General features: G+C 36.3%; 27 protein-coding genes and 4 pseudogenes. 22 read left to right on the forward strand and 9 right to left on the reverse strand.

Annotated elements, in window-relative coordinates:
* Positions 1 to 294 precede the first annotated feature (294 nt).
* The 7 genes from adhE to V7024_RS08450 all read left to right on the forward strand — a co-directional run bounded on the left by adhE (position 295) and on the right by V7024_RS08450 (position 7,073).
* The gene (gene adhE / locus V7024_RS08420) at positions 295 to 2,898 is read left to right on the forward strand and encodes a bifunctional acetaldehyde-CoA/alcohol dehydrogenase (protein WP_335518241.1); all 2,604 of its coding nucleotides are present in this window, start codon (positions 295 to 297) and stop codon (positions 2,896 to 2,898) included.
* A 301-nt stretch (positions 2,899 to 3,199) separates the two neighbouring features.
* Entirely contained in the window at positions 3,200 to 3,436 is a 237-nt protein-coding gene (locus tag V7024_RS08425; protein ID WP_098915072.1) for a YrhC family protein, read from the forward strand.
* Between the two features lie 141 nt (positions 3,437 to 3,577).
* A complete protein-coding gene (locus V7024_RS08430) occupies positions 3,578 to 4,519 on the forward strand; it encodes an ABC transporter substrate-binding protein (RefSeq protein WP_335518246.1) in 942 nt (313 codons plus the stop codon).
* A 5-nt stretch (positions 4,520 to 4,524) separates the two neighbouring features.
* Positions 4,525 to 5,553: a FecCD family ABC transporter permease gene (locus tag V7024_RS08435; RefSeq protein ID WP_335518311.1), complete on the forward strand. Its 1,029-nt coding sequence runs from the start codon at positions 4,525 to 4,527 to the stop codon at positions 5,551 to 5,553.
* Complete coding sequence (locus tag V7024_RS08440; RefSeq protein WP_335518249.1) at positions 5,540 to 6,358, forward strand: ABC transporter ATP-binding protein; 819 nt, start codon at positions 5,540 to 5,542, stop codon at positions 6,356 to 6,358. Before V7024_RS08435 ends, V7024_RS08440 begins: the two co-directional genes overlap by 14 nt.
* Entirely contained in the window at positions 6,325 to 6,723 is a 399-nt protein-coding gene (locus V7024_RS08445) for an ankyrin repeat domain-containing protein (RefSeq protein WP_335518255.1), read from the forward strand. Before V7024_RS08440 ends, V7024_RS08445 begins: the two co-directional genes overlap by 34 nt.
* A gap of 26 nt (positions 6,724 to 6,749) precedes the next feature.
* Positions 6,750 to 7,073, forward strand: a complete 324-nt coding sequence (locus V7024_RS08450) for an antibiotic biosynthesis monooxygenase (protein WP_335518258.1) — start codon at positions 6,750 to 6,752, stop codon at positions 7,071 to 7,073.
* 219 nt (positions 7,074 to 7,292) lie between these two features.
* On the opposite strand, the gene V7024_RS08455 is transcribed toward V7024_RS08450, so the two are convergent.
* A complete protein-coding gene (locus V7024_RS08455) occupies positions 7,293 to 8,048 on the reverse strand; it encodes an HAD family hydrolase (RefSeq protein ID WP_335518261.1) in 756 nt (251 codons plus the stop codon).
* A gap of 59 nt (positions 8,049 to 8,107) precedes the next feature.
* Between V7024_RS08455 and V7024_RS08460 the strand changes: the two genes are divergently transcribed.
* Together V7024_RS08460 and V7024_RS08465 are read left to right on the forward strand one after the other, a co-directional pair.
* On the forward strand, positions 8,108 to 9,163 hold the full coding sequence (locus tag V7024_RS08460; protein ID WP_335518264.1) for a LacI family DNA-binding transcriptional regulator: 1,056 nt from the start codon (positions 8,108 to 8,110) through the stop codon (positions 9,161 to 9,163).
* The gene (locus V7024_RS08465; RefSeq protein ID WP_335518267.1) at positions 9,132 to 9,641 is read left to right on the forward strand and encodes a GNAT family N-acetyltransferase; all 510 of its coding nucleotides are present in this window, start codon (positions 9,132 to 9,134) and stop codon (positions 9,639 to 9,641) included. The genes V7024_RS08460 and V7024_RS08465 overlap by 32 nt, the downstream gene beginning before the upstream one ends.
* Positions 9,642 to 9,707: 66 nt before the next feature.
* On the opposite strand, the gene V7024_RS08470 is transcribed toward V7024_RS08465, so the two are convergent.
* Complete coding sequence (locus tag V7024_RS08470) at positions 9,708 to 10,253, reverse strand: helix-turn-helix domain-containing protein (RefSeq protein WP_335518269.1); 546 nt, start codon at positions 10,251 to 10,253, stop codon at positions 9,708 to 9,710.
* A 155-nt stretch (positions 10,254 to 10,408) separates the two neighbouring features.
* Between V7024_RS08470 and V7024_RS08475 the strand changes: the two genes are divergently transcribed.
* A complete protein-coding gene (locus tag V7024_RS08475; RefSeq protein WP_335518273.1) occupies positions 10,409 to 10,813 on the forward strand; it encodes a DoxX family protein in 405 nt (134 codons plus the stop codon).
* A gap of 520 nt (positions 10,814 to 11,333) precedes the next feature.
* Here V7024_RS08475 and V7024_RS08480 read toward each other — a convergent pair.
* Together V7024_RS08480 and V7024_RS08485 are read right to left on the reverse strand one after the other, a co-directional pair.
* Positions 11,334 to 11,645 (reverse strand): 4a-hydroxytetrahydrobiopterin dehydratase, encoded by a 312-nt coding sequence (locus V7024_RS08480; RefSeq protein WP_272186996.1) that lies wholly within the window; start codon positions 11,643 to 11,645, stop codon positions 11,334 to 11,336.
* Positions 11,626 to 13,368: an aromatic amino acid hydroxylase gene (locus V7024_RS08485; protein WP_335518276.1), complete on the reverse strand. Its 1,743-nt coding sequence runs from the start codon at positions 13,366 to 13,368 to the stop codon at positions 11,626 to 11,628. Before V7024_RS08485 ends, V7024_RS08480 begins: the two co-directional genes overlap by 20 nt.
* A 194-nt stretch (positions 13,369 to 13,562) precedes the next feature.
* Between V7024_RS08485 and V7024_RS08490 the strand changes: the two are divergent.
* Positions 13,563 to 13,955 (forward strand): annotated as a pseudogene (locus V7024_RS08490) (translocation protein TolB); the annotation flags it as partial.
* Between the two features lie 56 nt (positions 13,956 to 14,011).
* On the opposite strand, the gene V7024_RS08495 reads toward V7024_RS08490, so the two are convergent.
* Entirely contained in the window at positions 14,012 to 14,506 is a 495-nt protein-coding gene (locus V7024_RS08495) for a GNAT family N-acetyltransferase (protein ID WP_335518282.1), read from the reverse strand.
* 215 nt (positions 14,507 to 14,721) lie between these two features.
* Here V7024_RS08495 and V7024_RS08500 point away from each other — a divergent pair, with 215 nt between their 5' ends.
* Positions 14,722 to 15,297 (forward strand): histidine phosphatase family protein, encoded by a 576-nt coding sequence (locus tag V7024_RS08500; RefSeq protein ID WP_335518285.1) that lies wholly within the window; start codon positions 14,722 to 14,724, stop codon positions 15,295 to 15,297.
* 40 nt (positions 15,298 to 15,337) lie between these two features.
* Here the strand turns inward: V7024_RS08500 and V7024_RS08505 are convergent, their stop codons facing one another.
* The 3 genes from V7024_RS08505 to V7024_RS08515 form a co-directional block, all read right to left on the reverse strand.
* Entirely contained in the window at positions 15,338 to 15,784 is a 447-nt protein-coding gene (locus V7024_RS08505; protein WP_335518287.1) for a hypothetical protein, read from the reverse strand.
* A 65-nt stretch (positions 15,785 to 15,849) separates the two neighbouring features.
* Complete coding sequence (locus V7024_RS08510; protein ID WP_335518290.1) at positions 15,850 to 16,728, reverse strand: alpha/beta fold hydrolase; 879 nt, start codon at positions 16,726 to 16,728, stop codon at positions 15,850 to 15,852.
* Positions 16,729 to 16,743: 15 nt separating this feature from the next.
* Positions 16,744 to 17,583, reverse strand: a complete 840-nt coding sequence (locus V7024_RS08515) for a GNAT family N-acetyltransferase (protein ID WP_335518293.1) — start codon at positions 17,581 to 17,583, stop codon at positions 16,744 to 16,746.
* 236 nt (positions 17,584 to 17,819) lie between these two features.
* Here V7024_RS08515 and V7024_RS08520 point away from each other — a divergent pair, with 236 nt between their 5' ends.
* Positions 17,820 to 19,205, forward strand: coding sequence for an alkaline phosphatase (locus tag V7024_RS08520; protein ID WP_335518296.1), 1,386 nt, complete (start codon positions 17,820 to 17,822; stop codon positions 19,203 to 19,205).
* A 62-nt stretch (positions 19,206 to 19,267) separates the two neighbouring features.
* On the forward strand, positions 19,268 to 19,747 hold the full coding sequence (locus tag V7024_RS08525; protein ID WP_335518299.1) for a hypothetical protein: 480 nt from the start codon (positions 19,268 to 19,270) through the stop codon (positions 19,745 to 19,747).
* 79 nt (positions 19,748 to 19,826) lie between these two features.
* Here V7024_RS08525 and V7024_RS08530 read toward each other — a convergent pair whose 3' ends face one another.
* Positions 19,827 to 20,477: a GTP pyrophosphokinase gene (locus V7024_RS08530; protein ID WP_335518301.1), complete on the reverse strand. Its 651-nt coding sequence runs from the start codon at positions 20,475 to 20,477 to the stop codon at positions 19,827 to 19,829.
* Between the two features lie 438 nt (positions 20,478 to 20,915).
* Between V7024_RS08530 and rpmG the strand changes: the two genes are divergently transcribed.
* The 8 genes and pseudogenes from rpmG (at position 20,916) to V7024_RS08570 (ending at position 26,340) form a co-directional block, all read left to right on the forward strand.
* Positions 20,916 to 21,065: a 50S ribosomal protein L33 gene (gene rpmG / locus V7024_RS08535; RefSeq protein ID WP_001265619.1), complete on the forward strand. Its 150-nt coding sequence runs from the start codon at positions 20,916 to 20,918 to the stop codon at positions 21,063 to 21,065.
* Positions 21,066 to 21,225: 160 nt separating this feature from the next.
* The gene (locus tag V7024_RS08540) at positions 21,226 to 22,707 is read left to right on the forward strand and encodes a YcdB/YcdC domain-containing protein (RefSeq protein WP_335518304.1); all 1,482 of its coding nucleotides are present in this window, start codon (positions 21,226 to 21,228) and stop codon (positions 22,705 to 22,707) included.
* Positions 22,708 to 22,825: 118 nt separating this feature from the next.
* The gene (sigK, locus tag V7024_RS08545; RefSeq protein ID WP_098915032.1) at positions 22,826 to 23,539 is read left to right on the forward strand and encodes an RNA polymerase sporulation sigma factor SigK; all 714 of its coding nucleotides are present in this window, start codon (positions 22,826 to 22,828) and stop codon (positions 23,537 to 23,539) included.
* 143 nt (positions 23,540 to 23,682) lie between these two features.
* Positions 23,683 to 23,760 (forward strand): annotated as a pseudogene (locus V7024_RS08550) (sporulation sigma factor-processing peptidase); the annotation flags it as partial.
* Between the two features lie 1,088 nt (positions 23,761 to 24,848).
* Positions 24,849 to 24,950 (forward strand): annotated as a pseudogene (locus V7024_RS08555) (ArpU family phage packaging/lysis transcriptional regulator); the annotation flags it as partial.
* A 244-nt stretch (positions 24,951 to 25,194) separates the two neighbouring features.
* Positions 25,195 to 25,287, forward strand: a pseudogene (locus V7024_RS08560) (HNH endonuclease); the annotation flags it as partial.
* Between the two features lie 98 nt (positions 25,288 to 25,385).
* On the forward strand, positions 25,386 to 25,598 hold the full coding sequence (locus V7024_RS08565) for a hypothetical protein (RefSeq protein WP_335518306.1): 213 nt from the start codon (positions 25,386 to 25,388) through the stop codon (positions 25,596 to 25,598).
* A gap of 577 nt (positions 25,599 to 26,175) precedes the next feature.
* Entirely contained in the window at positions 26,176 to 26,340 is a 165-nt protein-coding gene (locus V7024_RS08570; RefSeq protein ID WP_438824453.1) for a hypothetical protein, read from the forward strand.
* Positions 26,341 to 26,411 lie beyond the last annotated feature (71 nt).

The raw sequence follows: 26,411 nt of genomic DNA on the forward strand, positions 1-26,411 counted from the left end.
AAGCGAGTGCAGTTTCCTTTTTTCTGCATAGCAGCAATCTATATGTCGAAAAACCAAAATGGATTTATATATTTTTAATTTGTGAAACTTTTCACAAATTAGACACACACATACAAAAATATCTGGTGTATAGTAAAACACATGAAGCGAGATGCTTCACATATAATTATGTGAAATGTTTCACAAACAATGAGATTCATGTAGAAAAGGTAGTTCTATTTTTTTAGCTAACAGGGACATTTTTAGACCTCTAGGGACTTATTATGACCCTACAGTAGAATAGGAGGAAATTACATGGTAGTCAAAGAGAAAGCTGTAAATGAAATGCAAGAAATAACAAATATGATTGATACGTTAGTAAAGAACGGTCAAAAAGCTTTACAAGCATTAGAAGGATTTACACAAGAACAAATTGACAACATTGTACATGAAATGGCACTTGCAGGCGTAGATCAACATATGCCGCTTGCGAAAATGGCTGTTGAAGAAACAGGCCGCGGTGTTTACGAAGACAAGTGCATTAAAAATATTTTTGCGACTGAATATATTTGGCATAGTATAAAAAATGATAAAACAGTAGGAATTATTCATGAAGATCCGCATGAAGAAGTAATAGAAATTGCAGAGCCAGTCGGTGTAGTTGCTGGGGTAACACCGGTAACAAATCCAACTTCAACAACGATGTTTAAAGCGATCATTACGATGAAAACGAGAAACCCAATTATTTTCGCATTCCATCCTTCAGCGCAGAAATGTTCTATTGCAGCTGCGAAAATAGTGCGCGATGCTGCAGTGAAAGCTGGTGCACCGAAGAACTGTATTCAATGGATTGAAAAGCCTTCTGTTGAAGCAACAAAACAATTAATGAATCATGAAGGTGTAGCGCTTGTTCTGGCAACAGGTGGAGCAGGAATGGTGAAATCAGCGTATTCAACTGGTAAACCAGCTCTAGGAGTAGGACCAGGTAACGTTCCGTGCTATATGGAAAAGTCAGCAAACGTGAAACGTTCCGTGAATGATGTAATTTTATCGAAAACATTTGATAATGGTATGATTTGTGCGTCTGAACAAGCGATTATTGTAGACAAAGAAATCTATAATGATGTGAAACAAGAAATGATAGCAAATAATTGTTACTTTGTGACAGAAGATGAACGAAAAAAATTAGAGAAACTTGTAATTAATGAAAATACATGTGCAGTAAATAGTGATATTGTTGGGAAATCCCCTTATTACATTGCAGGATTAGTAGGAATTACAGTACCAGAAGACACAAAAATACTCGTTGCAGAAATTAAAGGGGTCGGTGCAAATTATCCGTTATCCCGTGAAAAATTAAGCCCAGTATTAGCTTGTATAAAAGCAAATTCATTAGAAGAAGGATTGCAGCATTGTGAAAACATGTTAGAGCTTGGCGGTTTAGGACATTCTGCAGTGATTCATTCTACAAATAAAGAAGTACAAAAACAGTTTGGTTTACGTATGAAAGCATGTCGCTTGATTGTAAATGCTCCGTCATCACAAGGTGGAATTGGTGATATATATAATGCGTTCATTCCATCGCTTACACTTGGATGCGGGTCATACGGAAAGAACTCTGTTTCTCAGAACGTAACGGCAACTCATTTAATGAATATAAAGAGACTTGCAAATAGAAAAAAGAATATGCAATGGTTTAAGTTGCCACCAAAAATTTATTTTGAAAAACATGCTACGCAATATTTAGCAAGTATGCCGAACATTTCACGAGCATTCATTGTAACAGATCCTGGAATGGTGCAGCATGGATATATTGATGTAGTAACGCATTATTTAGCTCAACATAGAAATGATGTAAAGGTAGAAATATTCTCTGAAGTGGAACCAGATCCGTCAGATGAAACGGTATTTAAAGGTGCGGAAATGATGAGAGGCTTCAATCCGGACGTGATTATTGCTCTTGGCGGAGGATCTGCGATGGATGCAGCAAAAGGAATGTGGCTCTTTTATGAGCACCCAGAAACTGAGTTCTTTGGGATCAAACAAAAGTTTTTAGATATAAGAAAACGCACATGTAAATATCCAAAGTTAGGAAATAAGGCGCAGTTTGTTGCGATTCCTACAACATCTGGAACAGGTTCAGAAGTAACGCCATTTGCGGTTATTACAGATAAGAAGAACAATATCAAATATCCGCTTGCTGATTATGAATTAACACCAGACGTTGCAATCGTTGACCCGCAGTTTGTTAAGACAGTACCGCCGCATGTGACTGCTGATACAGGAATGGACGTATTAACACATGCGATTGAAGCATACGTATCTATTATGGCAAACGATTATACAGATGGATTAGCTTTAAAAGCAATTGATCTTGTCTTTAAATATTTACCACGTTCATATAAAGATGGAAATGACGAAGAGGCTCGCGAAAAAATGCATAATGCTTCAGCAATGGCCGGAATGGCATTTGCCAATGCATTTCTTGGTATTAATCATAGCTTAGCGCATAAACTTGGACCGGAGTTCCATATTCCGCACGGACGTGCTAATGCGATTTTAATGCCGCATGTTATTCGCTATAATGCAATTAAACCAAGAAAACATGCGCTATTCCCTAAATATGAGCACTTTGTTGCAGATGAGCGCTATGCACATATTGCAAGAATGCTTGGACTTCCAGCACGTACAGTAGAAGAAGGCGTGGAATCATTAGTACAAGCGATTATCACTCTTGGAAAAGAATTAAATATTAATATGAGCATTGCTGGCCAAGGTGTTGAAAAAGAAGCATTTGAAGCGGTTGTTGATGTGCTTTCTGAACGAGCATTTGAAGACCAATGTACAACAGCAAATCCAAAATTACCGCTTATTTCAGAATTAAAAGAAGTATATATGCAAGCATATAAAGGTGTATAAATTAGAAAGAGCCGTACAATTACGGCTCTTTCTTGACTTTTCAACATGTAAGTCACTGCTATGCAGAGAAAAAGGGAGCGCTACTTGCTTTCTCTCTTGGTTTTCATATGGCATGTGGCAGGAAAAGGATCTGACCGCTTCTATGCATGGCCAGATACTCTCGCCCCCCTTAAAAAGAAAAGGGTTTTTTATCCCGTTTTTTCAATTTGTGTTCATGGAAAACTTCTCCCTCATTGGCTGTATTTACTTGCCTACGAAGCGATGAAAATATGATACAGTGAAAAGGAGGAGTGATTGAAGAATGAAAGAATTACAGCAAAAAATTGCTGATTATATTCGTTTCGGTCAAGTCATGTTAGCGCTAAGTGCATTTTTAATGCTCGGTTTATTACTCCCAAATGGACAAAAAGAAGCGGTGCAAATGTTTGCTATGATGGGTGTGATTGCTGCTTTTTTAGGAGGTTCATTTTATTTTTTCTACCGCGTGAGAGAGCTGCGTGACAAATTAGAGGAGAACGAACATGAACAGCCACTATAAATAGAAACGTTACTTAAAGAGTGTGTATCTTTGAGTAACGTTTTTTTATGTTAAAAACAACTTTTTATTGACAATAATAATCTTTATCAATTAAATTAAAATAGTAGCGAATGATTATCGTTATCAATTAGAGGTGAGAGAATGAAAAAATATATAATATTATTTACAGCTATCTTTTCTATTTTTTTCTTATTAATCGGCTGCAGTGCAAAAGAAAGCGAGAAAACATCTGCAGCGCCAAAAGAAAAAAAGGAAATTGTTATCACAGACTTCGCAAATCGTAAAGTAACATTTACAAAGTCACCGCAAAGCATCGTAACATTAAGTGTTGGTGATATGGATATTCTCCATGCGTTAGGCGGGAATGTTGTTGGGCGACCTAGTACGAAGTTGCCTCTTAGTGAGGAGCTAAAAAAAGCAAAGGAAATCGGGAATGCGCACCAGCCGAATTTTGAACAAATAGCAGGATTAAAACCAGAGCTTATGGTCGCAAATAACGGATTTGAGAAAAATATTCCAACGCTAGAAGGACAAGGCACAAAAGTCATTATCTCGTCTGCAAACTCTGTTCAAGATATTCAAAAGAGTATTGATATGTATGGAACAGTGCTTCAAAAAGAAGAGAAGGCAAAAGAGTTAAACAATAAAATTACAGAACACATGAAGAAATATGAGAAAAAAAGTAATGCGAAAGCACTTTTAGTATATGGTGCTCCCGGAACATATTTGGCAGCGCTGCCAACATCTTTATCTGGTGATATTTTAGAAAAAACAGGCGGGAAAAATATCGCAGCGGAATTTCCAAAGGTGAAGGAATATCCGCAATATGCGCAGTTAAGCACAGAGCGCATTATTGAAGCAAATCCAGATATTATTTTCTTAATTACACATGGTGATCCAGAAGGTGTAAAAAAAGCATTTGAAGGCGAAATGATGAAAAATGCGGCGTGGAAAAATTTAGAAGCTGTAAAACATAATCGAGTTGTTATTTTACCACCGGATTTATTCGGTTCAAATCCAGGTACAAAAGTAACAGATGCAATGGACTTTATGTATAAAAGCTTACAAGACGTAAGGAAATGATGAATATGCAAAGTAATGCAGTAATAAAAGAAAAGTCACACCCTTTTGCAAAGAAAAGATGGATATTAACGGTCGCTTTACTTGCTATGACGGTTCTTGTTCTCTTTTATGGACTCATTGCAGGGAGTTTATCTTTTTCATTACAAGACATTGCACTAGGTATACAAGATGAAAATTCAACTGTCCATCGAATCGTGTGGGATTTACGTATTCCACGTGTGCTTGTTGGGTTTGTTGTGGGAATGTGTTTAGCTGCATCGGGTGCTTTATTACAAGGAGTTATGAGAAATCCGCTTGCAGATCCCGGAATTATTGGTGTTTCATCGGGAGCGGGGCTCGTTGCCATCGTTATTATGATTTTATTTCCACAGCATATGACGTTTCTGCCCCTTGGCGCATTTTTAGGAGCATTTATAACAGCAATGGTTATTTATGCTTTGTCTTGGAAAAAAGGGGCGCCGCCGTCTCGGATTGTTTTAGTCGGTGTTTCCATTAACGCTTTAATTGGAGCTGCAACGTCAGCACTCATGTTGTTGCATAGTGATAAAGTACAATCTGTTTTGCCGTGGCTAGCAGGCGGAATTGGTGGTGTAAGCTGGTCGCATTTCAATATGATTATTTACTATGCAATCTTTGCGCTTGTCCTTGCTTTCATAGGGATTAAACATATTCGTGTACTGATGCTTGGAGATGAGATGGCGAAGTTGCTTGGTCATAATGTAGAACGAAGCCGATTTTTCTTAATTGTAGTAAGTACACTATTAGCTGGGGTTGCCGTCAGTGTTTCCGGTTTGATTGGTTTTGTCGGACTTGTTGTTCCGCATATATTACGTTTATTAGTTGGGAATGATTACCGCTATTTATTGCCGTTATCTTGCTTAGGTGGCGGTGTCTTACTTGTCTTTGCTGATGCAATTGCTAGAAGCTGGTTTGATCCAATTGAACTACCTGTTGGGATTTTACTCTCCTTTTTAGGAGGTCCATTCTTCTTATACTTAATTCAGAAAGGAGGAAAACAAAGTGCTTTCCGTTAAAGAGGTGTCTTATTCTCATTCAGATCGCTTTCAAATTCAAAATATAAATATACAGATTGAGGCGGGAGAAATCATTAGTTTAATTGGTCCAAACGGTTCAGGAAAGTCGACGCTATTACGTTTAATAGCGAGATTACTTAATCCAAGAACAGGTGAGGTCATTTTGGATGGGAAAAGCATACATACAATGAAAGGTGCAGATGTTGCGAAAAAATTAGCGATGTTACCGCAAATGCACGATCATCAGTTAGATTTAACTGTTAGGGAATTAGTTGAGTTTGGAAGAGAGCCTCATAAATCATGGAATAGTCATTTGAACAAAGAAGATGAAAATATGGTGGAATGGGCACTAAATGTAACAAAATTGGAAGGGTATGAACATCGCCTTTTGCATTCCTTATCGGGGGGAGAAAGGCAGCGTGCATGGATTGCGATGACGTTAGCACAGCGTACCAATATTTTATTGCTAGATGAACCGACAACGTTTTTAGACATTGTTCATCAGTTAGAAGTGATGGAATTAGTAAAGCGCTTAAATGAAGAATTTGGCATGACAATTGTTATGGTTCTTCACGATATTAATCAAGCAGCCGGGTATAGTGATCGTTTACTCGTTTTAAAACAAGGCGAAATTCAATATGACGGAGCACCAGAGTGTGTATTATGTCATCAAATGTTTCAGCGAGTTTTCGGAATTGAAGTCGATATTTTTCAAGGAAATGAGAAACCGTTTTTTACCCCGAAGCGAATTTGTAAAAAAGGAGAAGAGATATGCAAACAGAAGGACGTATTGCCAGTGAATTAATAAGAGAATTTGTAATGGCAGCTCATGGGAATTTAGAGAGAGTGCAAGAGCTTTTAATAGAAAATCCAAATTTGCTCCATGCTTCGTATAATTGGAGCGGCGATGATTGGGAAACGGCGTTAGGTGCAGCTGCGCATGTTGGTCGCAGAGATATTGCTCTTTATTTATTAGAAAAAGGGGCACGTATGGACATATTTGCGGCGACAATGCTTGGGAAATTAGAAATTGTGCAGGCTATTTTAACAGTGCAGCCGGAAGCGAAATATGCTTCTGGTCCACACGGCATTTCACTTATTCAGCATGCACGAATGGGCGGAGAGAAAGCTGAGCATGTATTAACATATTTATCTAGTGTAAATGAGTAGAAAATAATAGAAAGGAAGATGTGAATATGTACGTTGTTACAAATGCAATTCGTATACAACCTGGATTTGGAGAAGAGTTATTAAAAGGCTTTAGAGAGCGAAAAGGGATTGAACGATCTCCAGGGTTTGTAAGGCTGGAAATTTTGCGAACAGAAGGATTAGAAGAGTACGAAGAGTACCGGATATGTACAACATGGGAAAATAAAGAAGTGTTTACATTGTGGACAAAAGGCGAAGCATTTCGCCGTGCGCATAGTGGAAAACGTGAGAAAAAGGAATATATACTTGGTAACCAAATATCAATGTATGAAGTGATGCTTGCAGAAAATGCAGCAGTTGAAGTGAACTAGAATATAAAATAAGAATCTATCGCTATAGGTAACTCCTGTAGCGATAGATTCTTATGCTTGGTAAATCTCTGACAATCATATGTGGTAGATTTACCGACTAGTATAATAGAGAAAAAGCAGTCTCTCTTCCCCTTTAAACTTTGCATGTGGTAGAAAAAGACCCTGACCGTTTCTATGTATGGTCAGATGCTCTCGCTCGCCTAAAAAGAAAGAGGGGGTTTATGTCGTTTTTTTAGTTAACACTTGAATGTCGGTGTAAGCTGTAATGATAAAATCAGCATACGGTGTTAACTCTTCTATTGCATGTTCGTGATTGGCAATCCCTACAGCAATACTCCCTGCCTCTTTGGCCATTTTCACATCCACAACAGTATCTCCAATCATAACGAGTTCCTTTGGTTCAATGCCAAGTTGTGTACATGTTTTTATAATCATCTCTTGGTTCGGCTTTCCGCATGTTACATCTTCTGGGGTAAGAAGAAAATGCAAAGGTGGTACGCGAAGAAGTTCAATACACTTTTTTGTTCTTAATTTATTGTCCGATGTTAAAATTCCTGTATAAATGCCTTCCCTTTGTAAGGAGCTTATACAATCAGCTGCTCCTTCAATCGGATGAAAAGCGTTTTCGATGCATAACTCTTCATCGCTTTCTTTAAAAATAGCAGCGGCAAGTTCTTTACAGCGATGCCATGGATATTTTGTAATTTGATATAACAAGCTCGCGGTAACAATGATTTCATCCTCTTCAGGGGCCACTGCTAATAATCCTTTAAAATCAACGTGATCAGGATGGACGAAACCAACTGCTTTTTCCCAAAGTGACTCGTATCCATCACCGACAATTTGTGAAAATTTATCTTTTCTTAGTCTATCAATTTCATACCAAAACGGGATAGCCTGAAATAACGTACCGTCCTTATCGAAAGCAACGGCCTTTGCACTAATAATTTCTCCTGAAATTTGAATTTTTCCCATATTTAAGGTCACTCCATTTATAATAGATATATAACTTACTATATACTGTACATTCTGAAATGCGTTACAGGTCAAGGGGGAGAGTCAAAATTTCTACAATTGAAGAGATTGCAAAATTAGCTGGAGTTTCGAAAGCGACCGTTTCCCGTGTAATCAATCATCATCCGTATGTTCGAACAGAATTAAGAGAAAGAGTGCAAGCGATTATTGATGAAAAAAATTATGTCCCTGTAGCGGTAGCAAAAGATTTACGTCGTCTTCAAACGAATTTAATTGGTGTAGTAGTACCAAATTTACATCATCCGTTTTTTGGTAAATTAATTCAAGAAATAAGTAATATTTTAAAAGAAGATTGTTATGATGTTGTGGTATTACAATCAAATTATACTCCAGAGAGAGAAAGAGACTTTATACATTACGTAAGAACGAAGAAGCTAGATGGGCTTATTTTTGCGACACTTTCTTTACCAATAGAGGAGATTGAATGTGTAAGTACTTTAGGTACGATTGTTATATGTAATGAGCATGTAGAAACAGAATTGATATCAACAGTTCAATTTGATGAAGAAAGGGCAGGGTATCTAGGAACAAAGCATCTTTTAGAAAAAGGATATACACGCATTGGATTTTGTTATGATACATTAAAAAGTAGAGCGCAGAGAAAAAGATATAAAGGATATAAAAGAGCTTTATGTGAGCATCATCTATCATTGCGACAGGAATGGATATTTCCAAATTGTTATGGATTGAAAGATGGAAAACGGGTGCTACAAATGATGCAATCCATAAAAAATGCTCCCGATGCAGTTTTTACAGGTAGTGACGAAATAGCTGCTGGAATGATTATGGAAGCACAGCGAATGGGAATTTGTATTCCGAAAGATTTTGGTGTAATCGGATTTGATAATCAGGAAATTTCGATGATGATGAATCCTAATATAACAACTATTTCTACCTCGATTGCAAGTATGGCAAAGCAATCCATTATTCTATTGCATAAACAATCACAGGGTGAACATGTGCAACAGATACAATTACCTCTTTCGGTTATAGAAAGAGAATCGACAAGAAGGGAGGAAGAATATGTTTCATACAGACCGTTTACAGTTTCGTAAATATACAATGGATGACTTGGATTTTTACGCTTCTTTATGGGGGAACGATCAAGTCATTCGTTACATCGGGAAAGGGACTCCAAAAACGTATGAACAATGTAAAAAAAGTCTTGAAAGCTGGGTCTTATCGGGATACGAATGTGGACTTGGTTTATTTTTAATGTTACATCGGGAAACGGGAGAACCAATGGGGCATGCGGGACTTGTTAGGCAACGCGTTGATGGAAAAGAAGAGATTGAAGTTGGCTATTGGCTACTCCCAAAGTACTGGGGAAATGGATTTGCAAAAGAAGCCGCAGCAGCTTTTCGAGATTATGGCTTTCAAGTATTAAAGCTTCAGAAACTTATTTCTCTTATTAATCCGAATCACCCAGCTTCTATTTTTGTAGCAAGAAAGACAGGTATGGTTTATGAGAAGACAGTTGTATTCCATGATATGGATGTTCTCGTATATGCAATGAGACGAGCGGGTGAGTGAAATAACAACCTGCTCGTCTCAATTTATTTATAAAAAAGCACTGCAAACAAATTTGTTCACAATGCTTCAATATACATGTTTTCTATTTTCAGCATGACTTGAAATAAGAAGAAGTGCAGATTCATCACCAATATTACGAACGATATGTGGTACACATGCGTTCCAAGAAAACGAATCTCCTTCTTCTATGATGGCAATATCTTCTCCGTGTTGTACTTCTAATTTTCCGCGCAAAACAAGATGGCATTCTTCACCTTCATGAGAGTTCGGTGTGTTTTCTTTCGGAAAGCCGACAGGAATTTCTACTAATGATAAACGCAGTCCGCCTTGTTCAGCTACATGTTCAATTTTTTGTTGATCTTTTCCGTAAATACTATATTTCCGTTCTTCTTTTTTTACAATTTTCATCCGATCTTTTTGCTCTAACAATAAATAAGGAAGAGGAACGTTTAAAAAATGAGCGATTGTTTCAAGAGTAAGAATAGATGGAGATGTTTTATTGTTTTCTACTTGGCTCATAAATCCTTTAGAAAGGCCTGTTCCTTCACAAATTTGCGCGATTGTAATTCCTCTGCGCTGGCGAATTTCACGTATTGTCGAACCGATGTTCATAATAATCGTGCTCCTTTTTATTAACAGATAGTTGTATCATAGCAAATCTTTTTTATTTTTTCTCAATGAAAATGAATTGACGAATAAAAAAAAGTAGTGTATGTTTTGTTGTATTAATAAAAGTTTTGTATAACAAAACAAAAAGGAGAAAAAAGATGAATCAATATATTGGTAATTTAAGTATTCGAGTTGTATTAGGAATTATATTTTTTGCTCATGGTTTAAAGAAATTTCAAGCAGGAATCGATAACATTGCTGGCTGGTTTACAAGCATTGGTTTACCAGGCGGTCTTGCATATGGCGTTGCAACAATAGAGGTAGTTGGCGGTGCGTTATTAATTATCGGTTTAGGTGTAAGATACGTAGGATTATTATTTGCACTTATTTTAGTAGGGGCAATCGTAAAGGTGAACGGACCGTTTGGTTTATTAGGAGATGGAAAACATCCAGGATATGAATTAGACTTAGCGTTATTAACAATGGGTCTTTATTTATTTGTTGTAAAAGCAGAAGGGTTTGTAGATCGTTTCTTAAAAACTAAGATTTTGAAAAAAGGTTAATCCATATGTATATAATTTAAAAAATGACATAAAACCTTATGGGAGAACGAGAGCATCTGGACGTGCATAGGAGCGATCAGGGCCTTTTCCTGCTACATGTAAGGGTCTAAAACAAAGGAAGAAAGCGAGTGCAGGTCATGTTTTTTCTGCATAGCAGCGGTTTATAGGTGTATACAGACAACCATTGATTTTAAATGTTTTATATGTGTTACGTATGAAAAATCAATTATTCTTTTGTGTGAAATAGAAAAAGGAAGTCTAAATAATGGCTTCTTTTTTCTATTTCACACAATGTTATAAGTACGAAATATTATTATTTATTCTTTCCAATCTGATAACCAGCATTTGCACCTAGTATGAAAAGAAATAAGTTACTCGAATTGTAATTGTCTGTGAAGAAACCAATGATTAGCTAGCCAATAAATGCACCGAGAATAAGTTTTTTCAATGATGTGCCTCCTATAATGTTTTGCTACATAAAAGGAACCAGCAGAAAAGTTTCTGTCTGGTTCACTGTAAATTATCGTACTATCGCTTTTTCGTTCTGTAAAAACATCTCATCAAACTGCTTTGCCATTTCAAAATCGAGTGTTGTTAATCCTTTTGCATTCCATGATGACAATGTAATAATAACCGCTTTATACTGGATCAGGATAAATGGATGGTGATTGCGTTCTTCTGATAGTTTGGCCGCTTCAGAAACAAATTCGACACCTTTTAAGTAGTCGGAGAACATGTATTTGCGTTCAATCCATTTTTCGTCTTTTATTGTCCATTTATCTAACTTCATTAACTCTTCTTGTACTTCTTCATTAGTTAGTCTTTGCATTATTTTTCACATCCTTTATTGGAAGTAATGTAAGTCCATTATTGATTAAACGCTGCACGGCTTCATTATCTGTAAAGGAAGAAAGTTGTTGGAACAATGTTGCACGTTCTGGAATCTCCGCTTTATGTTCAACTAACAACTCTAAAATCTCAAGGCGCAGTAACCACTCTTGTTTATAAAATCGTTCTAGTACGTGATAAATCGCGACAAGCTGTTCTGTATGTGAACCGTCACCCCGAATGTTACGAACTGTTTCGTACATGTTTTCTAATTCTGACTGAATACGCGGTGCAGGTGTTGCTTCTTCTTCGTCATCCACCCGGAAGAATGCTGCTGGATCTGCTGCCCCGGGGAATACAGAAATAATAGCCGAACCAACTGCCATGTCAAATGTACCCCATGATGTATCGAATAATAAGCGGTCTTTCAGCGTTACTGTACAATTTGTAAACGAAATAACAGCGACTTTTTCCTTATTTCTAATTATATCGCTTACTACTCCAGATACATGTACACCACTTTTAAACACAAGCTCAGCCTTATTACCAATAACGATTCCTAATGCACGTAATTCTTCATCCGTACAAGATTCTAATGCGATATCATTTTGTAATAAGCCAATTGGTGTACCGAAGCCGTCTTGATGTACAGATGTAGAATGATTTTGCAACTGTGTATTGTGAATTGCTAATGCCGTTTGGCTATTTGTTTTCATATAAATTGCTTCGCCGTTTTCATCTTTTACGATTTTAGCGAGCGTTCCTGTAATTTGCAATCCGCTGTTTAGCTCGACTGTTGCTGTGTTTTCAGAGCGGAGCGCTTTATCTAAACTCTTTGTACCGCCTAGTTTGAATGCCATCGTTTCTGAGAATGCTTCAAGTGAATCAATAAGCTCTTCAAACGACTGACAAACAAAGAGTTGTGGCTGCATTTTCGTTACATCGTAAGTAGTTTGAATACATGCTTCAATAGAGAAAGGTACTTTTTTGACTGCGTCAGTTAAACAATGCTTACTTTCACCAACAGAGGAAAGGAGACCAGCACCGTAAATTTTCGGATTTTGTAGATCGCCAATTAGCCCATATTCTACTGTCCACCAGAATAGACGTGAAATTTGTTCTGCTTCTGAGAGACCGGAAATATGTTTTTGTTTTTCTGCTACTTCTTTTTCCACTGCCATAATCTCTTCTGGTGTAGATGTGCGGCTTTCTTTTACAATTGTTAATTGGCGAATTGCTTCAAATAATTCGTGTTCTTCTTTTGTAGAGAAAGCTTTTGCTCCAATCTTCCCAAACAATTTCACGTACTTTGCATATGTAGGGTCGAGTAAAATAGGGGCGTGACCAGCTGCTTCGTGAACGATATCCGGAGCCGGTGTATACTCAATATTTTCCACTTTGCGAATATCTGTCGCAATGGGCAGAAGCCCGTGCCCTTGGAAATCAAAGAATGCTACACCAGGAATCAATCCGTCAATTGTCACAGCGCCCCAACCGCTCGGTGCTAAACAATCATTCATTTCTTCTACCTTTGGAATGGCATCTATGTTAATCCCGGAAGATTGCAATCCATTTACATAAGCTGGATGTGCAACGTCTTTTAAAAAGTTATGATTTTGTCTCATAATGTAGCGCCATACAGCATGATCAACTGGTGTGTATTGATCGTAATGCTGCTTTGATACATACGGTTTTAAATGTGATGGAATTTCTGTTTTTTTTGTCATATATACATCCTCCTTTTAAATGAAAAAATAAGATGTTACATATTGTATACGCGTTACTCCTTTCAAAATAATGTAAGCGCTTTTAATTTTATCATAAGATTCCGAATTGTTTAATATTTCTTTTGGCATAAACAGAAAAAATCCTTATCGGAAATCCGATAGGGATGATAAAAATTGTAATACTGTTTCTTGGGAAATGGGTCCCGTCAAAAAATATTCTTGCATACATAGAAGGAGAAGGGCGTTTTATCGTCGAAAATAAACATTTAAACTTAAAAGAACTTCCTACTTTTAAGCAAACTACTTTCACTCCAAAAGGTTATGTTGATTGGGATTTTATTTGGAATAATAATACTTTGATTACAATTTTCAGAGCAAAGGAAGCAAAGTGGTCCAATGATCCAAAGCAACGTCAAATAACAACCCCATCAAAAGGATACGGAGATTATTATCCGTACTTTATAATGCACACACATCAATTCCTATGGATATGCTCTGCTGATATGTGGATTGCCGATACAAACAGTTCACAAGCGAGAAAATGGATTCACAATATAGACGAAGTAGCAAACTATTATGAGAAATGAGATTGGGAACATGTTGTATCGGTAAAAAAGAGTTCATTTTAGGTCACCTAAGTCTTTTATAAGATTTTCGCCATATAATATTCATTTCTCGGCTGCCCATCAACAATTACACCATGTACTGCTTCACCTTCCATAACAAATCCCATCTTTTTATATAACGCAATCGCTCTTTCATTATGAGACATGACTGTTAATTCTAGACGCAGTAATTGTTGTGTGTGGGCCCACTGTTCAATTTCATGAAGTAATTGTTTACCGATTCCTTGACTGCCATATTGCTGAAGTACGCCAATGACTAAATATGCAGCATGTTGCTTTCGCTTTACTGCTCCGCCGCGAGCAATTATATATCCAACAAGTTGCTCATCTTTCTCTGCTACTAGAAGTGTTGAATTATGAGGAGAGAGAAGAGATTGAATCATAGATTTTTGCTTTTCAATCGTAAAGTTCCGCTCATTAGGCTCAAATAACATAAAATCTGTTTCTTGATCAATGGTTTGACATAGTTTCAAAAAAGGAGCTGCATCTGCTTCTGTAATTTCGCGAATCATTGTTATCACTCATTTCTATTTTTATGTAACGTATTACATTCGTTGTATAGATGTTTAACTCCTGTAAGGATGGAACTATCTTACTATGTTTCCCCCTTAAATTTATATATACGTTGATCCTCTCTTTTACATAAAGAGAGGATTTTTTTGTAAAGAGGAGAAGGATAAAGTGAAGAAGAGCGTTCATTTTAATATGAAATAGAAAGGGTTTTTATATGAAGCTTATTTTTGTCAGACACGGAGAAGGAGAGCATACAAACAATCTGTCAGATAGTTTGCAAATGGAGCATCCATCCCTTACGGATAAAGGGAGAGAGCAGGCATTAGCGCTGCGAGAAAAACTGCCTCTATGTGAGAGTGATATATTGATTGCAAGTCCCACGGTCCGAACATTACAGACAGCTGCGCTATGGAGTGCGCAAGTTACTTGTAGGAGAGTTGTTCATCCGTATATTTCCCCTCGTATTTTTCCATATCGAGAAGACGCAAGAACGTTGCTTTGTGACAAAATGCTAAGTCAAAAGAACATTCAGCAATTATTTCCGCAATTTTTATTAGCAGAAGAACGGAATGAAGAGTTATGGAGAAATGGGATTAATACGATTGCAGAGTCTGCATTTTGTAAAGCTGCTAGTAGCTTCATAGAATGGTGTAAAACGTTAGAAATATCACGTGTGACAATTGTTTCTCATGATGGAACGATTACGGCATATAGGCAATATGTGATGAAACAAGTATTAACGAGGGAAGACTTTTTAGAGGAAACAGGGGTGTATGAAATTCAATTATAGTAGGAAATAAAAAGAGTATCTCATCATGAGATACCCCTTTCTAACGAGTTTGTGGTGATTTTGCTATAAATAAACTAAGAATGACCATTGTAATTGCTGATAGAAAGAAAATGGAGGTTCCTAAAAAGGCTGCACCGAAACAAGAGTCATCGTTTGGAAGACTCATAAAGTAGCCGAAAAAAAAGAGGTTTGGAATTACGCCAATTAAACCGATAATAAACATGTTCCAAATTGGTTTTTGTGTAACATATTGGCGGTATTTCCTTAATAATCGAATCCATAATATAAAGTAACCCATCCCTGATAGGAATAAGAAGAGTATTACAATCGGACCAAATAGAAGAGTGAAACTACCTTTTATTTCAATGAAACTAAATATCCAAACAAGTCCAATTAATAGAGCACCTGATCCAAGCATATAGCATAAGTTATAAATGCTTAAATACAATCCATTTTGATATGAATTATCTTTATTGGCTCTGAGCAATACATCTCCTCCTTTCTTTCCGATTGTATCATAAGCTTTCTTTCGTTAGGAATTTTTTGTAAAGATTATGGCTTAGTAGGATACTTCTTGAAAAACTCATCAACATACTGCATAAACTCTTTCGGCTGTTGACGAAACGGTGCATGTTCGCCTTCTTCGATAATATGAAATGTACTGTTTTTTAAGAATTGGTGATACGTTTCGCCTTTTTGCCAGGCAACGCTTTGATCATGTCTTCCCCAAATAAGTAACGTTGGTAATTGGATTTCATCAACGTTAATGCGTAAACGACGCGGCCACATTTTGCCTAACTCGTCATGATGTGCTGTATCGTCCCGATTATTCTTTACCTCTTCTTCGCGAAATTCTTTCGGAGTAGAGACTGTACTTAAATCATTTGATAATTTTGGTTTTGGAGATCCTTTCCCGTGTTGTAAAGTTTCTGCTCCTATTGCATCCGTTAAAATAAGGTGGGTTACTGCATCTGGGTATAAGTATGTTAAATTTAAAGAAATTTCTCCGCCCATAGAGTGTCCTAATATAGCGAATGTATCATAGCCTAATTTTTTCATTAATTTATAATATAAGTTTGCTTGGTTTGGAAAGGAATAACGAAAATCCATCGGCTTTGAAGAATGGCCGAAACCTAAAATATCGACAGCGATAACGGTATGGTTTTTTGCTAGATCGGGATAAATATCACTAAATCCATTTGATGAACCTCCAAATCCATGAAGCATAAGTAGAGGTGGTTTATTTTTACCGATTTGTTTGAAGTAAATAGTTTGTCCATCAATTTCAATCATTTTTTCTTTCGTTTCTAGTTTTGTTTCAATTGTTTCTTTTACTTGTGTTGCTTGTTTTGTTTGTTTTTCAATTGTACTGCAGCTCGTTAATGTTGTGAGAACAAAGCAGCTGAGCATGTAAAGCTTCCATCGTTTCAAAGTGTTTTCCCCTTTCTAGCATAGTGCTGCATCCATCATAGCAAATATAAAATTGCGCTTACCAGGGAGGTTTTCTCCGTTTTTGATCATGAAAGGAGAAAGCAGCGTTTCTTCAAACTCAAATGATAACAGTTTATCTCTAAAGCTTTTTTGTGTATGTGGAACATCAATACGAACAGTTCCGTTCCATTGGTTACATATGGATAGCAGTAAATGCAAAGCATCCTCTTCATTGTTAGCAATAAGGGGAGTAACACATAGGGTATCTCCTTTTCGAATACATAACGCGAAAGCTTCAAGTCTATCATTTTTTTCTATTTTTAATGTAAGGTGTGCTCTATGTAACAGAATTGAATCCAGGTTAGGGCGATGAGCACCGCTTGCTATGTAATCGAATTGAATGAGCGTGTTAAGATCCTGACTTGTGATTGTACGAGTAGCAAAGGAACCTGGTTTTGTTGTTGTTCTATTTCGTTCCAATCGATGAATAGAAGACACTGTGTTAAACCCATATGCATGATATAAAGGCCTACCAGCATCCGTTGCAATGAGTGTAACGGGTTGTAATGGCGGAGCATTTTTTATACAAATGTCTAGTAAAGAGCGTCCTAATCCTTTTCGCTGAAAATCTGGATGAACAATAAGCATACCAATAGACGTAAATCCTGTTTTATATGGAAAAACAGCAATACAAGAGACGAGCTGACCTTCGTTATCATGCCCAAATAAAGTACCGACGGAAAGGAATGTCTCGAATTGCTCCTTCATAAACGAAATATCGTGTAACCATCCTACAGCATCAAAAAGAGATAATAGCTGTGAAATATCAGATTTATTTAATATTCTTACTTTCATATATTATCCCCCTTAAATTTCCATATGCTAATCCATTTTAGCATATGAATTCAAAACATTCCGTTTCACATGAAAAAATAATGCTAGCTCAATAAATAAAGCGACAAAGAAATGCACATTGTAACGATAATCACCAATAATTAACAAAACATTTACATTTTTCTAATTTTACCTTAACAGTTTTCCATTACATTGGGTAAAGGGAATTGAATTAACAATTTAGGGGGACTTATAAAGTGAAAAAATTTATGAAGAAAGCATGGCCATTTGCAGTTGTTTCATCGTTAGCACTTACTTCCGTTGTTACATGGAATATGACGCGTTCAGATGTTATTAAGGCGGATGAAAAAGAGAATGATGCAAAGATTAAAAATGTCATTGTCTTAATTGGAGATGGAATGGGACCTTCTTATATGACAGCGCATCGTTATATGAAGGATAATCCAAAAACATTTGAAATGGAACAAACGGAATTTGATAAACACCTTGTAGGAACACAGGTTACATATCCAGAAGATGAGCATCAAAATATTACAGACTCAGCTTCTGCAGCTACTGCAATGTCAGCAGGGGTTAAAACATATAATGCAGCTATAGCGGTGGATAATGATAAAACAAACGTGAAGACAGTACTAGAGCAAGCAAAAGAACGAGGGAAATCTACAGGTTTAGTTGCAACTTCTGAAATTACGCATGCAACGCCAGCAGCTTTCGGTGCACATGATGTTAGCCGAAAAAATATGGATGCAATTGGAAATGATTACTTCGATGAAAAAATTAATGGTAAGCATAAAGTAGACGTTCTTCTTGGCGGCGGTGTAAATAACTTTGTAAGAAAAGATCGCAATCTTACAGAAGAATTTAAAAAAGATGGTTATAGCTATGTAACAGATCGTCAGCAATTATTAAATGATAAGAGTGACCAAATTCTTGGTTTATTTGCACCAGGCGGTTTCGATAAAATGATTGATCGTAATGATAAAACGCCTTCTTTAGAAGAAATGACAAATGCAGCAATTGATCGTTTAAATAAAAACAAAAATGGTTTCTTCTTAATGGTAGAAGGTAGCCAAATTGACTGGGCTGGTCATGATAATGACGTTGTCGCAGCGATGAGTGAAATGGAAGACTTTGAAAGAGCGTTTAAGGCAGCAATTGAGTTTGCGAAAAAAGATAAACATACATTAGTTGTAGCAACTGCTGACCATTCTACTGGCGGTTTCTCTCTTGGAGCAAAAGGGGAGTACAACTTTGATGTAAAGCCAATTAAAGCAGCAAAACGTACACCTGACTTTATGGCGGCTGAAATCGCTAAAGGGGAAAATGTTGAAGAAACATTGAAAAAGTATATTGATTTAGAATTAACACCAGAAGAAATTAAGTCGGTAAATGATGTTGCACCGTCAAAAGATGTGACAAAAATTGATAATGCAATTGAAGCGATCTTTAATACACGCACTTACACAGGTTGGACAACTGGTGGTCACACTGGTGAAGATGTTGGTGTATATGCATTTGGACCAGGAAAATATTTATTTGCTGGCGTTCAAGAAAATACAAACTTAGCAAAACGTGTATTTGATATTATTGGCGGCGGTGACCCAAATAAAGGTAGACGCTAATATGGAGAAAAAGCGGGGCTTCTTTGCCTTGCTTTTTCTTTTTCATTTTGGAGGAGAGAGATATGAAACGAATACTAAAGACGGTGGGGATTGTAGGAATCATAAGTCTTCAATTATGCGGATGCAGCTCACAAGAACAAGTGCAAAAAGATACAAAGAAAAAGGAAGAAACGGTTTATAAAGAAGAGAAAAATAAAAAGATGACAAAGCCTATACCGGAGAAAGAAGAACAAGTAATTAAAAAGTTAATAGATTCCTATATTCAAACAATAAATGAGAAAGATTTTGCGGGACATATGGCACTATTTTCAACGAAATCATTAGGATTAGAGGATACAAAAGTTCAAAAGGAAGCAGAATTTCAAAATAAGAATAAAAAAATCGACCTATTGAATTTTAGTGTGAAAAATTTTGAAGGAGAGTATGCTGTTGTAGAAACAAAAGAGAAAGAAGAATCTGTTCAAAAGAAAGTGCGTTACACCGTAGGGAAAGAAAATGATGTATGGAAGATAGAAGACGTGCGTGTGATTGGGGAGGGATAAAGTGAAACTTCCATCAGTGGGGGGGGACTGCCCATGAATAGAGGGATAAAAAGAAGTTCTCTAAAATAGAGAACTTCTTTTACACAGGTAATAAAATGCGCTCAGAACACGCTTCAATTTCATCGATATCTTGACGGATTGATGCCATCTTATTGTCAAGTTCTTCAGCTTTCATGGCAGCATCGTGTAATTCGTTTTTTAAATACTCAGGGATATTCCCTTCATATTTATAATACATTTTATGTTCTAAACTTGCCCAGAAATCCATTGCTAACGTACGTAATTGAATTTCTGCAAAAACATCTTGTGTTCCTGAATTTAATGCTAATGGATACTTAATAATCATATGGAGACTTTTATAGCCGTTTGGTTTTGGCGTTTCAATATAATCTTTAACTTCTACGATTTCCATATCTGTTCGTTTTTCTATCAATTTTTTTAAATAATAAATATCCTCCACGAAACAACATGTAATTCGAATACCGATAATATCGAATAACTGATGTTGGGCGTTTTCGACAGTTGGTGCTAAGTTTTTTCGTTCTAGCTTTTTAATAATACTTTTTGGTTGTTTTAATCGTGTTTTTATATGTTCAAACGGGTTGTAGTCTTCTAGAAACTGAGCTTCCCGGTTCATAATTTCGAATTTTGTTTTCAGTTCTTCAAGAGCAAATGTATAAGGTAATACAAATGCTTTCCAGTAATTAACTGTTGTTTGGTTATACTCCATTTTCTACACACCTTTTTCTTATTTGGAAAATAAGGTTGTTTAAACTAAATACCAAATCATATACGCACATGCTGCGAATGATGAGATCATAAAGCGATAACGTGTTTTCATTACATGTCCCTCCTTTCTTATGGAATTTATTGTATGTAAACTCTGTATATTCCTTATACTAATCGATTGATGTGAATTTCGTATGAACTAATTGTTTCAGTTTTTTGTCTTTTTTGTATTATTTTCAATACGCTTTGATTTTGAGGTACTTTTACTCTCTAATTAGGAAAAGTGATAAAACTACAATTCAAGTATATAGAAAACATTTAAGAAATAAAGAATTCGTTTTTTTAATAGAATTGACAAAGTGTAGGATATAGTTTATGATTTAAATCGTAATGATTACGTTTTAAGTTGAAGAATGAATTTTTTAGGAGGCACATACTTATGCGTGTAAATATCACATTAGCTTGCACTGAATGCGGTGACCGCAATTATATTACAAAGAAAAACAAGCGAAATAACCCAGAACGTATTGAACTAAAAAAATATTGTCCGCGATTAAAGCGAGTAACATTGCATCGTGAAACGAAGTAAACGACTAGGGATTCTAGTCGTTTTTTTGTTGGATAGGGATTACGATCTTTTTAGAGAATCAGCCACAATTTCATAAATTCCTACGAACCCTATTTATACAAAATAAAGGTAATTTTGTGTGATATGATATAGATGTATTTTTTACCATAGGGGGAATATGATGAATCAAGTAGATAGGAAAAGAGTGCAACAAGTAGCACATATCGTTGCAATTCCACATGATTATACACTTGTTGTTGATGATGAAAACGTAAATGAAGATGTTCATTTATTATGGTGGGAGAAACAGGAGAATCCTGAAGAATACATTCAAGTTTGTTTCCGAAAAGAAACAGGAGAGTTAATAGAATTATCCATACATAAAGAATGTGCCTCAAGGCAGCTAAGTATAAGTAAAGAGCAAGGAAAAATCATTGCGGATGCATTCTTGCAGCAGTATGCACCGCATACATATAAAGAATGTACCGCTACTTATATAAGTGAAAGAAAAGAGAGTCTTTTTATTGAATATAAGCAGGAGGTAAGTGGGTATTTGTTGCCTCGAACAGGTTGTGTAGTAGTAGTTGATGTAGATGGGAATGTTATGAAATTTAGAAATGATGGAATAAAAGAAAAACCACTGTGGCCTAGTTCTATTGTAGAGAAAGAAGTTGTGACAAAGCAGTTGAAGCAAAGGCAGAGTATGGAGCCTGTTTTTATCCAGCTTTCGAATTCGTTGTTTGAATGGGAGGATGGCGAAATAGAAGAAGGTTATTATCTTGTATATGAACCGATTCCTGCACACGCTTTTATTGATGTACATACTGGAGAAGACTGGCATGATCGTAATCATTATGTAATTGAAACAAAAGAATTGCCAGCTTTAAGTGAGAAACCGCAACTAGAAGAAAATATTAATCGGTTATTGAATATTGATAAGAATGTCATGACGAAAGTACGTGAAGAAGAAGGGGAAACAGAGAAGAAAATTGTTTGGGCGATGTTACCAGATAAACAAGAGGATGCAGAAGAAAATGACAAATCTTTCGATGCGTACTGGAAGAAACAGTTTCATATGTTTCAGTATGAAACGTCGATTATCGTGAAAATGGATAAAGAAACAAATGAGTTGCTTGGATATTATGAACGAGGAAACCACGGAGGAAACCCTGTATTAACTCGTGAACAATGTTTTGAAAAGGCGCTACAATTTCTAGGAAAGGTATTTCCAAATTACGAACAATATCTCCGCGTTTGGAGTAATCAAGATAATCCTGATGAAGAAGATCCAGGACACTTTCATTTTTACGTATATGTAAATGGTGTTCGAATAGAAAGTGAGTTGGTGCGCGTCGTTGTAGATGGGGAAACCGGCCACATAAGAACGTATAGTGGTACGCCGCAAAGTCTTATTCAAAAGCTGCTCACTTATGACAAGGAAGTGAAAGTGAGTGAAAAGCAAGCGTTAGAGCGGTATTGTCAATCGCTTCGAGCAGAATTAAGGTGGTTTGAGGAAAGTGAACAAGAGCCTCCACAGTATCGACTTATCTATAGTCAAACAACGGCAGAAAACAATAAAGAATATAATGGGGATTATAGCAATAGACGAGAAATTCGCTATATAGATGCGAGTACGGGAAAAGCAATTTGGTGGAAAGCTTGAAACGAATGCATTTAAATAATGAATGTTTTTCGTTTTGTCCATAAAGCTGTACAGACACAAACAACCACTCGCCCACATACATATAGTAAAGACCACTATTTTTGCGGGGGTGAAGAGGTTGAGTCTGTTCGCCGCAATTGGATATATGATTCGTGAAATGTTTGTTTTCGTATCGTATGTCAAAAATAATGCATTTCCACAGCCGTTGTCGCCTGATGAGGAAAGGAAATACTTAGAGCTTATGGAGCAAGGTGATGCGCACGCAAGAAATATCCTCATCGAGCATAATCTACGTCTTGTGGCACATATTGTGAAGAAATTTGAAAATACAGGAGAAGATGCTGAAGATTTAATTTCCATTGGCACGATTGGCTTAATTAAGGCAATTGAAAGCTATTCGCAAGGAAAAGGAACGAAACTAGCAACATATGCGGCTCGTTGCATTGAAAATGAAATCTTAATGCATTTGCGTGTATTAAAGAAAACGAAAAAGGATGTTTCTCTTCATGACCCGATTGGGCAGGACAAGGAAGGGAATGAGATTTCCTTAATCGATATTTTAAAGTCAGAGTCAGAAGATGTAATCGATACGATTCAATTGAGTATGGAGCTTGAGAAAATTAAAGAATACATCGATATATTAGATGAACGGGAAAAAGAAGTGATTGTGAATCGATTTGGTCTTGGCATGGAGAAAGAGAAAACGCAGCGTGAGATTGCGAAGGCGCTTGGTATATCAAGAAGCTACGTATCACGTATTGAGAAGCGGGCGTTAATGAAGATGTTTCATGAATTTGTTCGTGCGGAGAAGGAGAAGAAGGGGAAATATTAAGAATAAGCAGCACGGCTGTGGTAGATTCACAGCTGTGTTTTTTGTTATATATTTTACAAGTTTATAATTTTAGATGCGAAAGTAACTATAAGTTCAAACACCAGCATAAATTATGATATTAATAAGGACTTTTATGGACTTAAGATGTTAATTTGCAGTTGATGAACTATATCAAACAAGCTGAGGAAGGCATTGCAGCAGCCAAAGCAGTTAACAATCTTTGATATCGAGAATTTAATATTAAGAGAGCTAAAGTTAAAATGGAAAAGTAACTCGTGTTGATGAGCGGAAAACACAGTTACTTTGATAACAATGTTGTTCAGGATGAAAATTTAGTGAAATAAAAAGTAATGAATAAAAGGAAAAACCCCTGGGGGACAGGGATTCACTAAGGGAGATATTATTGTCGTGCAATGTCGAAAATTGGCATATTCAACAAATTAATATTATCACGAATTTTCAGGATATAACGGTAGCGGATGTGTCAAAAGTGTGTACGGATTTCATATAAAAGCGCTATTTGAATAGAAAGTTGTATTTGGAGAGCAAACAGGGAAAACCCCTAGCTTTCATACAGCTAGAGCTTTTTAGAGGGTACATTTTGAATAGATAAGTGTTTTTTATAAAGAATTTTAACATATATTCCTGTTTTAACTTTATAGACGGATTTTACAATTTATTGAACAAGTGGATTATAAAAACATTATTGGATTATGAATTTGCATTAAGAGGAGCATCGTTTTATAAGTGCTTTTTTTAGAGAAGAAGGAGGTGTTGAGATGAATGAGATTATGAGTAAGAAATTTAAAATCATTTCTTGTGATAGTAAAATGAAGTGGTATAGGGATAAAATCAGATAAGACTTCATTGTATAGAACGAATGTAGTTGGAACGAAGATACATTGATTGTACGAACAACAATTGAGAAAGCCGGTTGGAAATATGGTTGAGTAAGCAAAGATGATGATGTATTTGTAAACTAAACCAAAATGCTACTTTAATAGGAAATAATTAGGACCTGCAATGTGCTACAGGTCCTAATGAAAAATATGGAAACGTTAGGGTTATCTTTATATTGCCAAAATAGTAATTAAATCCCATTTTGGTTATTGAGAAAGAAATTAGAAGGTATTAATAAAAAATTTAACTTTAATAAAAAAAGACCCCATATATTAATGGGGCAAAAATTTGCAATGGTGACATGGATAAAGTCACGCCATCTAATTTAACATAAAATATTGGAAAATAATATTGGTAAATTTATGTAAGTGAAAAAGAGTAGCTAGAAAAAGCTAACTGTTCTCTGAAAGTATACGTATATAGACAATTTGGAATGATTCGTAAAGAAATGAAAGTCACTCCGTCTTATGAAGTTCACGAGCATGGACCTACATATACAGTTGGTAATCCAAATCCCAAAGAGGAGTGCTTGCGAAAACAGGTGCTCTTCTTTTTATTTTGCATAAAAAAAGAACCTAGGGAAGCTAGGTTCAAAGGAAAAGATTTGTTGAAAAGATGTAAAAAAAGGATTGGTAATAACTTACCAGCTTAATAAATATTAACATTTATATAATACAATATATGAAGAGTATATTCAAGAGTTTATTGTGAGGTGGTTGTAGTAATTGATGAAGGAATACAAAATAAAAGAATAGAAGCGTGACAATTATGAATGCCAAGAGTGTAAACGTAATGGTCATGTTCACACTGATACCAATGAGTACAGCGAGAGTGCAAATTGTAAAGAAAACGAAGAATTACCAACCACAAATGATATAGAAGTTCATTACGGTGTAATAGCAGATGTTGCACCAAATCAACTAACAAACAAAGAGCGTTGTATGGTATGACTTCTATTAACATGGTTGCATTAAAAGAATATGCAATTAAAACAGCTGCTAGGTTAAATCAAATAGAAAAGGTAATTATTAATGAAAATAACAGCAAACGCAGAAATGTACGCAAAAGTTGTGAAAGAACAACTAAACGCAGCCAGATAAGAGAAAAACATTTATTTGGTTCGCGTAATCGAGTTAGAAGTAGAAAACCCAAAAATTAAGAGAAGAAAATGAGAAGTTGAAACCAAAGTCTACTAAAAAGTAAGGATTTTTTATTTGCGTGCCCAGCTAAGCTGGGCACTGCTTACCGGTGAAAGTCCGGTCTAGGTAAGAACCAAGTCGCCTAGTAGCTGACAGGCAGCTGGTGAAGAAATCCTAAGGTTGAAGCCCTGTGACAAAGTAACTTCTAATAGAAGTGCGAGCGAATCAACAGACCGTAACATAAAGTGAACCTTGCCGCCTCGTCAAGAGCACCCTAGCAATAGGACAAAGGGAAGTCGAGCCCGGAGATAATAGGCGAAGACCATGGAAGATGCGAAGAACTTGGAAACGCAGCATCGAAGAATCCCTCGGGATAAGGAGGACGGTATGTTGAGAAAGCAGTGTCTGGAACTGGGGAGACCCTCCTTTGCCCTTTCTTTGAAGAAAGGAAAGAGGAAACGTATAAGCAAATACGAAATGGTGGACTGCAAAGAGGGAGTCGGAGAAGGTCATAGTACTGAACATCATAACGACAACACAACGTTATGTAGGGAAGGACCTCTACTTTGTTCATAAGTTGGAAGGGGGTAAGAGTGAGTGAATGCTGGAAAACTAGGTTTTTATGTATCTCATCGTATGTACAATTGTTATGGATTGCAAAATGTAAAAGCTGATTTCTTTTGGATTACTCGTTATGGTAAAAAAACTGTATATGCATGTGATTTATGTATTATGCTGACAACGCAACAAGAGGTTATGTAGAAGGCGTTGAAGATTGGATGTATTTTGATGAGTCTTATGTAAGTTGACTTAGATAACTAACAAAAAGCCCT

This window comes from Bacillus sp. JJ864 (assembly GCF_036963045.1).
Lineage (GTDB): Bacteria > Bacillota > Bacilli > Bacillales > Bacillaceae_G > Bacillus_A > Bacillus_A pseudomycoides_C.